The organism is Nocardia sp. NPDC049707, from assembly GCF_040674855.1.
In the GTDB taxonomy this organism is placed as follows: domain Bacteria; phylum Actinomycetota; class Actinomycetes; order Mycobacteriales; family Mycobacteriaceae; genus Nocardia.
Genome location: NZ_JBFANN010000003.1, coordinates 24,575 through 38,024, shown reverse-complemented (window position 1 = coordinate 38,024; position 13,450 = coordinate 24,575). Strand labels below are relative to the sequence as shown.

The 13,450-nt window shown below is 65.6% G+C and carries 11 protein-coding genes and 1 tRNA gene; 8 read left to right on the top strand and 4 right to left on the bottom strand.

Translation table 11 applies throughout. The features are described 5' to 3' along the window. Positions 1–377: 377 nt before the first annotated feature. The 3 genes from AB0J29_RS04425 to AB0J29_RS04415 all read left to right on the top strand — a co-directional run bounded on the left by AB0J29_RS04425 (position 378) and on the right by AB0J29_RS04415 (position 4,741). On the top strand, positions 378–1,877 hold the full coding sequence (locus AB0J29_RS04425; protein ID WP_364779109.1) for a PfkB family carbohydrate kinase: 1,500 nt from the start codon (positions 378–380) through the stop codon (positions 1,875–1,877). 132 nt (positions 1,878–2,009) lie between these two features. Beyond that, entirely contained in the window at positions 2,010–2,735 is a 726-nt protein-coding gene (locus tag AB0J29_RS04420; protein ID WP_364779106.1) for a GTP cyclohydrolase II, read from the top strand. 173 nt (positions 2,736–2,908) lie between these two features. Further along, positions 2,909–4,741: a long-chain fatty acid--CoA ligase gene (locus AB0J29_RS04415; protein ID WP_364779103.1), complete on the top strand. Its 1,833-nt coding sequence runs from the start codon at positions 2,909–2,911 to the stop codon at positions 4,739–4,741. A 46-nt stretch (positions 4,742–4,787) separates the two neighbouring features. Here the strand turns inward: AB0J29_RS04415 and AB0J29_RS04410 are convergent, their stop codons facing one another. The 3 genes from AB0J29_RS04410 to AB0J29_RS04400 form a co-directional block, all read right to left on the bottom strand. Then, complete coding sequence (locus AB0J29_RS04410) at positions 4,788–5,324, bottom strand: YbhB/YbcL family Raf kinase inhibitor-like protein (protein ID WP_364779100.1); 537 nt, start codon at positions 5,322–5,324, stop codon at positions 4,788–4,790. An 18-nt stretch (positions 5,325–5,342) separates the two neighbouring features. Next, complete coding sequence (locus AB0J29_RS04405; protein ID WP_364779097.1) at positions 5,343–6,704, bottom strand: M20/M25/M40 family metallo-hydrolase; 1,362 nt, start codon at positions 6,702–6,704, stop codon at positions 5,343–5,345. A gap of 256 nt (positions 6,705–6,960) precedes the next feature. Beyond that, entirely contained in the window at positions 6,961–7,317 is a 357-nt protein-coding gene (locus tag AB0J29_RS04400) for a helix-turn-helix domain-containing protein (protein WP_364779094.1), read from the bottom strand. Between the two features lie 156 nt (positions 7,318–7,473). On the opposite strand from AB0J29_RS04400, the gene AB0J29_RS04395 reads away from it, so the two are divergent. The 3 genes from AB0J29_RS04395 (at position 7,474) to AB0J29_RS04385 (ending at position 9,245) form a co-directional block, all read left to right on the top strand. Continuing rightward, positions 7,474–7,558 (top strand) — tRNA-Leu (locus tag AB0J29_RS04395). A gap of 110 nt (positions 7,559–7,668) precedes the next feature. Beyond that, entirely contained in the window at positions 7,669–8,145 is a 477-nt protein-coding gene (locus AB0J29_RS04390; RefSeq protein ID WP_364779091.1) for a hypothetical protein, read from the top strand. Then, complete coding sequence (locus AB0J29_RS04385) at positions 8,142–9,245, top strand: site-specific integrase (RefSeq protein WP_364779088.1); 1,104 nt, start codon at positions 8,142–8,144, stop codon at positions 9,243–9,245. The genes AB0J29_RS04390 and AB0J29_RS04385 overlap by 4 nt, the downstream gene beginning before the upstream one ends. Here the strand turns inward: AB0J29_RS04385 and AB0J29_RS04380 are convergent. After that, a complete protein-coding gene (locus AB0J29_RS04380) occupies positions 9,206–9,631 on the bottom strand; it encodes a hypothetical protein (protein ID WP_364779085.1) in 426 nt (141 codons plus the stop codon). The two genes, AB0J29_RS04385 and AB0J29_RS04380, sit on opposite strands and share 40 nt — an antisense overlap. A gap of 210 nt (positions 9,632–9,841) precedes the next feature. On the opposite strand from AB0J29_RS04380, the gene AB0J29_RS04375 reads away from it, so the two are divergent. Next, positions 9,842–10,828 (top strand): hypothetical protein, encoded by a 987-nt coding sequence (locus tag AB0J29_RS04375; RefSeq protein WP_364779082.1) that lies wholly within the window; start codon positions 9,842–9,844, stop codon positions 10,826–10,828. Positions 10,829–11,341: 513 nt separating this feature from the next. Continuing rightward, on the top strand, positions 11,342–12,991 hold the full coding sequence (locus AB0J29_RS04370; RefSeq protein WP_364779079.1) for a hypothetical protein: 1,650 nt from the start codon (positions 11,342–11,344) through the stop codon (positions 12,989–12,991). Positions 12,992–13,450 lie beyond the last annotated feature (459 nt).

Genomic DNA, 13,450 nt, shown 5'->3' with positions numbered 1-13,450 from the left:
TCTCAGCGAGATCCATCCCCGCCAAGGCCTGTTCCCGCGTCAGCAGCCGTAATGTCGTCCCGGCGAACTCGATTCGTTCACCTAGGCGGTGGTGTGGTTCGGATCGAGTTCGGTTTCGGTGCCGCCGGCCCTTGGCTCCCCGCGCCGCCGTGCGTGCCGCATCAGCAGAATCACTTTCATCACCAGGCCCTCCCGAGTCATCTGGCGGACGACGCTTGGTCGCCGTAACTCAGTGTGGCATTTGCCGTTCACTACGGTCAATTGCCGTTGTAAGTTGGTAATTGCCGGTTCACTCGGCGGCTAAACCCCGGACGATTGGGCATATCGTGAGAGCGGCACGGGGAACGATGGCAGCGACAGGGAGGACAGACTCACCTATGGTCCAGCAGGACTCACGCACGGTTGCCATCCGCAACATCCTCACCAGGCTCAGCAAGCGCTCGGGCTTGAGTGCGGATCGGTTGCGCACCACGGAGATCGACGTCGCCCCGCTGTTGGATCTACCGGTCATACAGGAGCGCGCGCAACAGGATGGTAAATCGCCGCAGGAGGCGGTGCTGCCGGTTGTCACCGAGCTGGCGCGGCAGTTGGATCCCACCAACCGCTTGATAGCCGACGCGGAACTGTCACTCGGGCTGCTCCGTGAAAAGCACCCGGCCGGAATCGATCTCGCCCGTCTGTATGCCGCGGACCTCGGTGAGCGACGCGAATACCTGACCGCGCAGTGGCGGTCGTTGCATGAGGCGATCGGAGCCGAATCCATCCCCGACGCGCCGTCGGTGCGGTCGCTGCGAGCAACACCTGAACGCCGTGCGTTCACCGCGCTGGCCGGTCGACTCGCCGCCGCATCGACGTACTCGCTGTCGAACTACCGATTCACACCCGAGCCGAAAGTCCGTATCGCACTGCCCGACTCGCCATCGCACCCAGGGGTGGTCACGGTCATCGGATCCGCGGTGATCGACCATATCTACCGCGTCCACAACATCCCGTCGGCGGGTAAATCCACGCCCGGCAATTTCGAGGTGCACGCCGGCGGTAAAGGGCTGAACCGCGCGGTCGCCGCCGCTCGCCTCGGACTGCGCGTGCGCTTGGTCTCGGCCGTCGGTGACGATGACGCGGGCCGACATATCCTCAACTACCTGGCCGCCGAGAATATTGATACGGATCTGGTCACGGTGGTACCCGAGGCACAAACCAACGTGACGGCGGTCATGATCACCAGTACCGGTGTGTCCAGCAAAATCGGTTGCGAGGACGACCGGCTCTGGCAAGGTGCACATGATATGCGGGACCCGAGACTCCGCGACGAGCTCGAATCCTCCGACGCGATCCTGCTGACCTTCGAACAGCCCGCCGACGCGATCCGGCGCGTACTTGCCGCGGTTCGCGGCATGACACACCCGCCCGCTCTGGTGGTGCATCCGTCGCCACCGGTCGAATCGCCGCAATACCTGTATGAATATCTCGATGCCGTCGACTATCTCGTCGGTACGCCGTGGGAATTGCACAGGATGATGCCCGTCGGCTCCGCCGCGGGACCTGACGATGCCCAGCGGCTGCTCAGTCTCGGGGTGCGAGCGGTTTGTCTGACCGACGGGTTCCGGTGCACCGTTCGATCCGCGGATGTCAATGCTGATATTTCGGATTTCCCGGTCGCGCTGGAGGATTCGCCGGGCGCTGCCGCGGCGTTTTCGGCGGCGCTGGCGTATCAGCTCGTCACCGCGCGTCGACCGGCCGATGAACCGGCATTCCGGTGGGCGACCGCGGCCATGGTCGCGACCCAGTCGTTCGGCGACATTCCCAACGCGATGCCATCGATTCGGGATATCGATCGCATCATCCAGCTCGCCGGGGAGCGGCCGGCGGGTGCTTGACAGCCTCGGCGGCGCGGTCTACCGCGCCGACATCAGTGATCGCTTGGAGTGTGCGTTATTCGCAGGGCAGCCCGGGTATTCTCATGCCGCAAGCGTCGGCAAAACCACTATCCCGTCGTCTTCGGAGGAGCATTGACCACAGCTGTGCCGACGCGCGGTGAGACCGCCCATCGGCTCACCCGCAAGGGGCAGGATCTGCAGGTTCGTGTGATTGAGGTGGTCGGCGGCGCCGAGTGCGGGCATGTGCTCGTCTTCGGCGATATTGCCGACAACTGTCTGGTGCGAGTGCACTCGCGGTGTCTATACGGTGAGGTGCTCGGCTCCGACGACTGCGACTGTGGGCCTGAACTCGACAAGGCCCTCGATCTGTTCTGGGAGGCGGGTGGTGGCGTCCTCGTCTACCTGGAGCAAGAGGGTCGCGGCGTCGGGCTCGTCGCCAAGGCGCTCGGCTACCGGGAGAGTCAACGCTCGGGCGTCGACACGTTCACCAGCTATGAGCGGCTGGGATTTCCGGCGGATAGTCGCCACTACCTGCATGCGGCGAAGAGTCTGCAGGAACTCGGACTGACCAGGATCCAGTTGCTGACCAACAATCCGGACAAGGTCGCCGAGCTGCGATCGGTCGGTCTGACGGTCACCGCGGTGCCGCTGCTCATCCCGATGCTCAGCGCGCGGGCCACCGCCTATCTCGATGCCAAACGGCGACGCCGCGGTCACATGATTCCGGTGAGCGATGTGCCATGGGCGCCCGAGCTGCAGCCGGTATTCAAACGCAAGAGCCGTATCTGGCGATTCTGGACGATGCGCGGTCAGGCCCGCCGTCGCCGTGTACTCCCCGCGTCCAAGAAACGGACATAATTACCCCGATCTGGCTACCATGAGTGAGCCGCGCCACATGGTGCTACCCCACTGCGTGACACGATGCGATAGAGTCGCCTGCTTTTTATCAAAAGCAGCGGGTCTCGAACCGTGTGTAATCCATGCGGTCGCGCCGGGCGCGGTGCACGCCAGAGATATCGGGAAACGGGAAGATGACGACAACAGAAATCGGTTTCGTGCACGAGTCCGGCAAGACGGTGTACACCGTGCCGGAAGCATTCCAGGAGACCGTGAAGTTACGGCCGGATCAGATCGCATTGCGGACGGTCGGCGGCACCACGGAGATCAGCTGGCGCGAATACAGCGAGCGGGTGCGCACGCTCGCGGCCGGACTCGCCGGACTCGGAGTCGGCCACGGCGACACCGTCGGCATCATGCTCACCAATCGGCCCGAGTTCAATCTGATCGATACGGCCGCACTGCATCTGGGCGCCACCCCGTTCTCGATCTACAACACCAGCTCCCCCGAGCAGATCACGCATCTGTTCACCAATGCAGAGAACAAGGTGGTGATCACCGAACGCGCCTTCCTCGACGTGATCAAGGCGGCGGGCGTCGAACTCGAGCACATCGTGGTGGTCGACGGCCCAGCCGCCGATACGGTAAGCCTGGCCGACCTCGAGGCGAATCCGGCCGCCGACTTCGATTTCGACGCCGCCTGGCAGGCCATCACCCCCGACGCTCTCGCCACGCTGATCTACACCTCGGGCACCACCGGTCCGTCCAAGGGCGTGGAGATCACCCACCGCAATGTGCTGGCCCAGATCATCGCGCTGGTCAACGGCCCGCTGCAGGTCGGCTTCGACGACCGCGCCATCTCCTACCTGCCGGCCGCGCACGTCGCCGACCGCATCTCCGGACATGCCATCAGCCTGCTCACCGGCATCCTGATCACCTGTGTGCCGGATCCGCGTGAGATCGCCGCCGCACTGCCCGACGCGCGCCCCACCACCTTCTTCGGCGTGCCGCGGGTGTGGCAGAAGATCAAGGCCGGTATCGACGGCAAGCTCGCCACCGAAGCCAGCCCGGTGAAGAAGGCGCTGGCGAACTGGGCCATCAACACCGGCATCGCCGCCGCGCGCGCCGATCTGGCGGGTAACGGCCGCAGCCCGGTGCTCGCCGCGCAGTACAAGGTCGCCGACGCGCTGGTGCTGTCGAAGCTGCGGGCCGCGCTCGGGCTGGACAACCTCAAGGTCGCGGCTTCCGGCGCCGCCGCGATCCCGGCCGAAACCCTCGAATACTTCCTCGGACTCGGACTCACCGTCTCCGAGGTGTGGGGCATGTCGGAGACCACCGGCGTGGCCACCTACACCGAACTGGCCAAGCCCCGCCCGGGTTCGGTCGGCCGGGCCGTCGAGGGCCTCGAGCTGCGGCTCGGCGAGGACGGCGAACTGCTGGTGCGCGGCGCGATCGTCACGCCGGGCTACCGCAAACAGCCCGATAAGAGCAAGGAAGCGCTCGATGCCGAAGGCTGGCTGGCCACCGGCGACGTCGCCACCATCGATGCCGACGGCTATGTGCGCATCGTGGACCGCAAGAAGGAACTGATCATCAACGAGTCGGGTAAGAACATTTCCCCGACCAATATCGAGAACGCGGTCAAGGCGGCCTCCTCGCTGGTCGGTCAGGTGGTGGCGATCGGTGAGGCCAAACCGTACATCTCCGCGCTCATCGTGCTGGATCCGGACACCGCCGCCATCCGGGCCAAGGAAATCGATACGCCCGCAGATGATCTGGCCGCGCTGGCCACCCGCAAGGAGATTCTCGACGAGGTGCTGGCCGCGGTTGTCGCGGGCAACCGCAAACTGTCGCGCGTCGAGCAGATCAAGCGGTTCACCGTGCTCGGCAACCCATGGGAGCCGGGCGGTGACGAGCTGACCCCGACCATGAAGCTCAAGCGCAACCCGATCGCGGTGAAGTACGCCGAGGAGATCGCCTCGCTGTACACCACGCCGCTGCCGGAATCGGTGGTGAACCTCTCGTAACGAATGGTGCCCTGAGCAAAAGCTCAGGGCCACTGTCGTTTTGTGACTATGCGACCTCATACCTGGCGACGATGGTGGCGCGGGCGAGACTGTGCGAGAACAGGTTGAAGCCGAGAAAGGCGGGCGTGCCGTTCTCGTCGATCCCCAACCGCTCCACATCCACCGCGTGCACGACGATGAAGTAGCGATGGTACCCGTGTCCGGCCGGCGGCGCCGCACCGACATATCCCGGGAACGCGCCGTCATTGCGCAACGTGACCGCCCCCTCGGGCAGTACGCCGCCCGCACTACCCGCTCCGCGCGGCAGTGAGGTGGTGCTCACCGGAATATCGGCCACCGCCCAATGCCAGAAACCGGCCGCGGTCGGCGCGTCCGGATCGTAGACGGTGACCGCGAAACTCTTTGTCTCCGCAGGGAATCCGGACCAGGACAGCTGCGGCGAGATATCCTTGCCGCCCGCGCCGAAGACACCGCTGACCTGGTCGTTGCCGAAGCTCTGACCATCGGCGACATCCTCCGACGTCACCGTGAAGCTAGGCACCTGGGGCAGCGCGTCGTACGGATTGTAGGAGTAGTCGGGCACGGTGGGTCCTTTCGATCGTCAGCTGTGCAACAGGAAGTGTTCCAGCACCCGGGTGCCGAATTCGAGTGCTTGTACCGGAACCCGCTCGTCGACACCGTGGAACAGTGCCGTGAAGTCCAATTCCGGTGGCAGCTGTAGCGGTGCGAAGCCGAAGCAGCGAATACCCAAGCGGGCGAAGGCCTTCGCGTCGGTCCCGCCGGAAAGCATATAGGGCACGGTGCGGCCCTGCGGGTCGTGCGCGAGAATGGCGTCGTTCATCGCGTCGACGAGATGTCCGTCGAATGTCGTTTCGTAGGAATCGAGTTTGGTGATCCACTCGCGTTCGACATCCGGGCCGATCAGCTCATCCACCTCACGCTCGAACGCGGCCTGCCGCCCCGGCACCACACGGCAGTCGACGACCGCTTCGGCGGTTTGCGGGATCACATTCGCCTTGTAACCCGCCTGCAGCATGGTCGGATTCGCGGTATCGCGCAGGGTCGCGCCGATAATGCGGGAGATGGTGCCCAACTTCGCGAGCTGACCCTCGATATCGGGACTCGACGGGTCGAACTCCAGACCCGTCTCCTCGGCGACCGCGGCCAGGAATTCCGCGACCGAATCCGAAAGCACCAGGGGGAAGGTGTGTTTACCGAGGCGCGCCACCGCCGCGGCCAGAATTGTGACGGCATTGTCCTCGTGTAGGAACGAGCCGTGACCGGCACGGGCCTTGGCGCGCAACCGCATCCAGCCGAGCCCCTTCTCAGCCGTCTCCACCAGATACAACCGGCGGTCGGTGCCATCCGGGCGCGGCACGGTCAGCGAGAAGCCGCCGACCTCCCCCACCGCCTCGGTGACCCCCTCGAACAGATCGGGCCGATTCTGCACCAGCCACTGCGAACCCCACTTGCCGCCGTTCTCCTCATCGGCGAGGAAGGCGAAGACGATATCCCGCGGCGGCACCGTCCCCTCGATCTTGAACTGGCGCGCGACGGCCAGCATCATGCCGACCATATCCTTCATATCGATCGCGCCGCGCCCCCACACATAGCCCTCGCGCACCGCCCCGGAGAACGGATGCACACTCCAGTCCGCGGCCTCGGCCGGAACCACATCCAGATGTCCGTGGATCAGCAACGCACCGCGGCTGGAATCGGCCCCCATCAGCCGCGCGAACACATTCCCGCGCCCCGGGGCGCCCGACTCCACGTACTCGGTCGTATATCCCGCCTGGTGCAGCTGATCGGCCACCCACTGCGCACATTCGCGCTCGCCCTTGGTGGTGGCCGGATCCCCAGTGTTGGAAGTGTCGAACCGGATCAGCGTACTGACCAATTCGACCACCTCGGACACGGCTCGAGATGTGGTGTTCGGACCGGATACTTCGCCAGTTGCAGACACGTACCCTTTCCTACCACCTCGACACCGCCCGGACGGCGCCACAGCGGTCCCGCGCGGCACCCGAGGCCGTCACGAGGTGCGTAATCGCGCGCGGGTCGGGGTCGGTTCACGCTGATCGCAATCACGGATGACCGATCCTGGGATGAACACGTGCTGTTCGTGGCCTACGGCACCCAGCACAACACCCACATGCTCACAATTGGCTTGCCCGGCTGCTGGGGCCTGGATCGGACGCTGCCGATCCTCGGATACGCCCTCATGTGGGTGGGTGGACTCGCCCCGCCCCGATCCGGTTGATGCGATTGCGGCCCCATGCGCCCAGCGGTTCCAGCGCCGCATTGAGGGCGCTGCCCAATTCGGTCAGCCGGTACTCGACCTTCGGCGGCACCTCGCGGTAGATCTCGCGATCCACAATGCCGTCCTCCTCCAGCTCCCGCAGCTGTTGAATCAGCATCTTCTCCGATACGCCCGGCAGGCCGCGACGCAGTTCGCCGAAGCGGCGCACGCCGTGATTCGCCAGCTCCCACAGGATGAGGGCCTTCCATTTGCCGCCCACCACATCCATTGCCGCGTCGATGCCGCAGAAGTACGGTCCGGATCTCTTGCCGCCCATCACTACCTGTTCCGCAGAAGGATTGGTAAGTACTGGCTCGAATAGTAGGTACTCGCCCAGGGTGCGGGCAAGGCGAGCGCACGACACCGAGAATCAGCAGCTAAACCGGCGATTTGGTCAACGCCGCCACATCCGATAGCCTTGCTGAGCACACCGGTCCGGGTGGCGGAATGGCAGACGCGCTAGCTTGAGGTGCTAGTGCCCTTTATCGGGCGTGGGGGTTCAAGTCCCCCTCCGGACACAAATCTGGGGCACATGTATCCCCTTCAAGGTGTCAAGACAGCACCCTGACACTCAATCCTCTCCCTCCCTTCATGACCAGCGCTTTTGCGCCGTTCAAGGGCGTGAGTTGTGACTGATACCACACTCTCGCCGGTCGTTCCGGGCAGCGCCACACTCGCCGCAGCAGGGCGCTTGCACGCGGTGGTACCGCCACGCGGGCCGATTGGTCTGCCGCTGCCACCGATCCCGGAAACACGCCAACCGAGCGCGGTGTACGCGATTCGCCGCATCGACAGCAACGGGCGCGTGAACGACAGCGCCATCCTGAAAGCACTGGACTGGGCACCAGGCGACCAGCTGCATTGGCGCGTGCGCGACGGGCTGGTCCTGGTCTCGCGTCCCGGCTACGGCCGCGTCGGCATCACCGCGTACGGCCACATCAGCATTCCCGCACGGTTTCGCCACGGTGCCCGACTGTGCGTCGGTGACCGCGTGCTGCTGGCCGCCGACAAGACTCATGAGCTGCTCGTGGTCTTCGGCCCCGCCACCATCGACGAGATGGCCGCCGCTCGCTTCGCCCGTGTTGCCGCCGGAGCCCAGTCATGACCGGCCCCTCGGCCTCGCCTGAGGATGTCGCGGTCGCTCTGGAACTGCTGCAACGTCTTCGCGACCTGCCACCGAATGTGCTCTCCGCCCCGCCTGCCCGCCCGCCCGCGCCGACCTTCGCCGAGTACATCCCCATCGTGTACGCGGCGATGCCGGCGACCTCGCATCGCGATCACTACCAAACCTACTGGAACAAGATCCTTGCCCAATCAGGGTGGGCGCACCGCCGACTCGACGAGCCCACCGTCACCCAACTGAAGAATCTGATCGAGACGATCAAACAAGGACGTGTCATTCGCCGCAACGCCCGCGACGGCCGCGACGTCGCCCGTCACGTCATCGATGCTTTGCGGTGCCTGTACAACCACGCCGAAGCCGATCAGTTGATCGGACCGACCGACAACGCGGCAGCCAGGCTCGACAAACCGCGCGCCCTGCCATCTAACCGGCACGCTCTACACGAAGACCTTCTGGCGGAAATCTTTCGCGTCGCCGGTTCCACCGGTAACGACCCCGATCTGGACATTCTGCTGCTTCGGCTACACATCGAAACCGCATGTCGCCGTGGCGGAGCCCTGGGATTGCGGCCCTGTGATCTCGACCCGACCCAATGCCTGATCTATTTACGGGAAAAAGGTGGAACCCAACGCTGGCAACCGGTTTCCCCGACACTGATGTCAGCGCTGTGCCGTCACGGAATCGAGCGCGGCGCCGAAGTCAATGAGACATTGCTGCGCTACCGCAACGGACGCCCGGTGGGTCGACGCCGTTACGACTATCTGTGGACACGCATCGGCAAAGAACTTCCCTGGGTAGCCAGCCACGGCATCAGCACTCACTGGTTGCGCCACACCGTACTGCGGTGGGTGGAACGCAACTTCGGCCAAGCCGTCGCGCGCGCCTACGCCGGACATGCATTGCCCGGCAGCGCAGGCGCGATCGCCATCTACACCCGGGCGGGCCTTGACGAAGTCGCCATCGCCCTGGCCGAACTCACCAGCGAACCACATCCGCTCGCTAGAGCAATCGCCGCCGAGAATCCCGCCGATGCGCGCTGGCATCAAGTCGGCCCGAACCAATCGAGAGAGATCAACTCATGACAACCCCCACGATGGGTGAACAACCCACCCACGCTGGCGAATTCAGATCCGAGCCCGCTCCCGGGTTCGCCGGCGATCCGAGCCGCACCCCCCGGCATCGATCGTGGCCGACTCACCGACACCGGCCGATGCCGGTGGCGGAACTTGCCCATCAGGTCGCCCTCGCCCACGCCAGCCTGCCGTTGCAGAATCGCCGCGAACTCTATGAGGTGATGTCTGGCAAGGAGATTGAGGACGAGAAGTCCGACAGGCGATGGATCCGCGCCCGGCAGCGACGCCAGCGACGCCGCGCATTCCGTGAGCAGCTCGCTACACAAAACCGTGACCGCAAACACGCGGCCCGCATCCAGCGCGAGGATGACACCGAACGCCGCTGGCACCGCCACGCCCGAGCACACCGACGCCGCGAAACCAGCCCGGACGCGTTGGAAGGCATGCTCCACCGCCGCGCCACCCGCTCATCGTGGCGACTACGCGCAGTCATGTGTGTCGGGCTGTTGTGGTCGGCTATCAACGTCGGCCGCAATCTCGCTCCCGCGGGGCCTGGCGGGCTGACATGGTGGCTGTTGTGGGGGTTCAGCTTTGGGATCGAGGCCATGATTTCTGTGCCGATTTTGGAAGGTATGGCGCAGGCCGCCACCGCATCCCGGCTCGGTAAAACGATTGAACGCACCAAGAAAGACGTGGCCTTCGAGGCGGCCCTGTTGTTCGCCACCGTCGGGCTCAACGCAGGTCCGCATGTGGCCGTTGGCGATCTGGGACGCGCGGCCGAATACGCGGTCGCGCCGGTGATGGTCGTGGTCCTGATGTGGCGGCACGCCTCGATCGCTTCTCGCTACGCCAAGCTGATCGACGCGGTCACCACGGACCAACCCGAATCTCACGCCGCCGACGGGATCATGGACAGCGCTCCGCTGCCGCGCCAGCAAACCGATGCCGCACAGCACAACCCGCCGCCCGTGCCGAGCAACAACTGCCCGGAGCACCACGAAACGCTGCCCACCAATGAAGTCGGCACCGTGGCGCAGCTCAGGCGCCAACCCCGCAAACGGGCCATCCCGGCGGCGCGTATTCAAAGTCGAGCGCGGGCAATGGGTCGCCGACGAACGAGGCCGAGAGCGACAACCTGGTCGTATATGCGTACGACACCTCGAGCCGAGCCGGTCGCCGCAGCGGCGCCGATCACTCCTGTCCCGATACACAATTCGCCCGACCTGCTGCACCCGACCTCGACCGTACTGGGAGCCACCTCTGCCGAGGCGGTCTCACCTCCGACGCCCGAGCGGGTACAAGCGGTGACCGCCGTCGACGACGGGATCGAGAACGATGCAGACATCTTTGTTCACGTCGCGCGGCACATGAGGACCACCAGGCAGACCCCGATGCCCGAGCCGCATCTGGTTTCGGTGCTCGAGAAAGCGGCGCAAGGCCTGAACCCTCACCTCATCGCGAACGAGATGGCCGCCGAAACCGGCGAACGCTTCAGCCGATCCACCATCGATCGGATCGTGAGCCGTGCGCAGTCTCTCGGATTGCCGACCCACCAGCCGCAGGAGGTGAGGCTTCCGATCCGAACAGCCTGACCCGGCGAGCGAACGGGTGAATCACCTGCAACACACCAAGATTCGCCCGCTACCGCCACCTCTGACGACAACTCCAGACACAGCGAAGGCCCCCAGCTGGAACTGAGGGCCCGCTCGACAACCCGAAGGTCGCGCTAATGAGGCTTAGCACGCCCCAGGTTAGCTCACGCCCGCATGCGCCTGCAACGGCCCTCCTACTTGGGTCACGCATCGGCGCACGCAGTCGCTCCAGAGCCACCCGGACAGCCCTTATTCCCTTGTCCCCCAGCCACTTCCGGTGGCACTGACATGCAAGCGCAGACGGTGTCCACCGCGCTGGCGCCCGTGCTGAGACTGCCCGCCCAACAGCGGTCCAGTCTGCTCCCGGCCTGCCAAAGCCGCGAGCTGTCAGAGAGGTCCCCACGATCGCCCGATTTCTCGTTCCGCGACCCCGGCTACCTGCGCTCGCTCGAGCGGGTGATGTATCACCGTTGGTTTATCAAGATCGCGGCTGATAACACCGGTTCCGGCACGGTGAGAACTCTGGATGCCGCGCGTGCGGCCCTCACGGACGGATCTGCCGCTTCGGTCGCAGGCCGGTTGGTCGAGGGACTGCTCGCCGCTGATATCGACGCCGAGGACCCGCTGGTCGGGGACGCGTGCGCCGAAGCCCTCCTGGCGTGGTGCGACAAACATAGGCTGCCCTACATGCTGCGTGACAGCGGCAGACCCGGTGGCCGCCACATCGTCGCCGTCATCACCGATCACGCGGTGCCGCACCGGGAGTGGGCAAAACTATGCCGTCGCCTGTACCGGCTGTACCGGGTGGTGGTCGACGACCGGACCGGGAAGGTACTGCGGCTGCTGACCGCACCTCACCGCGTCGGGCTTGCCTCTCCGGTGATCGCATGCACCATCACTGCGGGTGCCGTGATGGACGCTATCGCCCGGCATATCGGCAAATCCGCCGCCACAACTCGACGCGCCCGCCGTGCGGCGCGCACGAGCGTCGTGGGTGACTCGAGCCGTTCAGCGCTGGAGTACGGGCACGCGTGCGCGCTCGCGCGCCGCGGTGCCACAGCGGCGCAGGCATGGACCGATATCTCCGCCTCCGCAGGCAAAGCCTCACAACTGGGCAAGGACTGGTTCCACCGGTACCTCTGGTTGCCCGCAGTCACCACCGTCGCAGCCGAGAACGGCCTGAACGAGGATACGGCCTGGGAGTTGGCGCAACAGGCGTGCCCGTCGGTCCGCGCGCGCGGCCGCGACTTCTGGCGATATTGGTGGCTGCGCGCCCAAACAGAAGCGACGATCGACCGGCCCCGCCGCTACCGGATCGGCGACGACCCCGACGCGGATGAGGCGGCGCTGACACCAGAGGTTGCCGCCGAACTCGACGCGCACCGGCGCGGCCTGCGCGCGGCCGTCGACGAACTCACCGGCATCGACCCGCGCCGCCGCCACAGTCTGCACGCCGCCGTTCACGCAGTCGCCTACGCCATCGTGACCCGCAACGGGTCGATCGCCACACGCAGCATCTCCGAACGTGCCCGACTCGCCCGATCCACCACACTCGCCGCACTACGCACCGCGGTCTCTCGAGCCGTTCTCACAGTGACCCACCACTACGCCGGAGGTGCCACCGACTGCGACGCCTACGGTCTCGGACCAGCCGCGCTGGACCTCGTTTCCGCAGCTCGCGTTGTTTCTCAGACCACTAGGTGTACCACCCCCGCCCCCCACGGCTCAGCCTCCCTCACCAGCCTCCAATCCACCCACCGCAAAGCCCGGCGGCTCTGGTCCCTCCGCAACGACGCCCTCGCTAGCCTCGCCCCCGGCGAGCGCCTCGCCACCAGCCGCTCCCCCGCCTCAAAGCTGCTGCGTTCACTGTGGTTCCAACGCACCTGGTGGACATCCCTGAGCCCAGAACAGCAGGCCCAGCGACGCACGCAGCGCCAGGCACTGCTGCGCACCCTCCCCGAGACCACGCGAACGGCCTGGTTCACCTGGCTGTCCCACCGCGAGGACATCACGGCGGCCGCCGTCAGACTCAGTGCCGGCGACCCTGCGACCAGCGACGCACAGATCCTCCTGACTGCCCCGCTGACAATCCACCGAGGCATGGCCGACCCTGGTTGGCGCGAGGGAAGCTCGGACGAGCGACCGCGGGCAATGGCAGTATGACCGCATTCCAAACTGGAGCCATGCGGTTGTCGATCGGCTTTGGCAACTCCCATGCCGGCGGCCAGAACCCTGCCGAACGCGGCCTGACAACCAGGCAGACGGTCGATCTATCGGCGCAGCCTCCCACAGCATCTGGGGAGGCTGCGCCGTCAGTTCTGCTGGACTACGCGGGGACGGGCTCCGGCAGCAGCACGACCGCTGACGCGCTCTACGCACTCACCGTCGCTCCGGCGCGCGGTTCTTTCGGCGCCTGTCCAGGCTGTTCGGGATGCGCCGCCCCGCACCCCTGACCACCGGCCCGACCACCATGCACCGGGTCGGTGCATAGCGTGCGCGATCACCATTTATCTCGACACCTGGAACCAGGTGGTGATGCGGACCTGCTCGGGTCAGATTGGCGTGTTGGTCTGGGGAGGCAGGTTAGCCTATCGAATCACCTTCGTGCGCAACTGTCGACCG

What these genes read in the sequence shown, in the direction of transcription:
- AB0J29_RS04385 (WP_364779088.1), top strand. Translation starts at nt 8,142, where the DNA reads ATGACCGGCCCCTCGGCCTCGCCTGAGGATGTCGCGGTCGCTCTGGAA.
- AB0J29_RS04375 (WP_364779082.1), top strand. Translation starts at nt 9,842, where the DNA reads ATGATTTCTGTGCCGATTTTGGAAGGTATGGCGCAGGCCGCCACCGCA.
- AB0J29_RS04425 (WP_364779109.1), top strand. Translation starts at nt 378, where the DNA reads ATGGTCCAGCAGGACTCACGCACGGTTGCCATCCGCAACATCCTCACC.
- AB0J29_RS04400 (WP_364779094.1), bottom strand. Translation starts at nt 7,317, where the DNA reads ATGGGCGGCAAGAGATCCGGACCGTACTTCTGCGGCATCGACGCGGCA.
- AB0J29_RS04415 (WP_364779103.1), top strand. Translation starts at nt 2,909, where the DNA reads ATGACGACAACAGAAATCGGTTTCGTGCACGAGTCCGGCAAGACGGTG.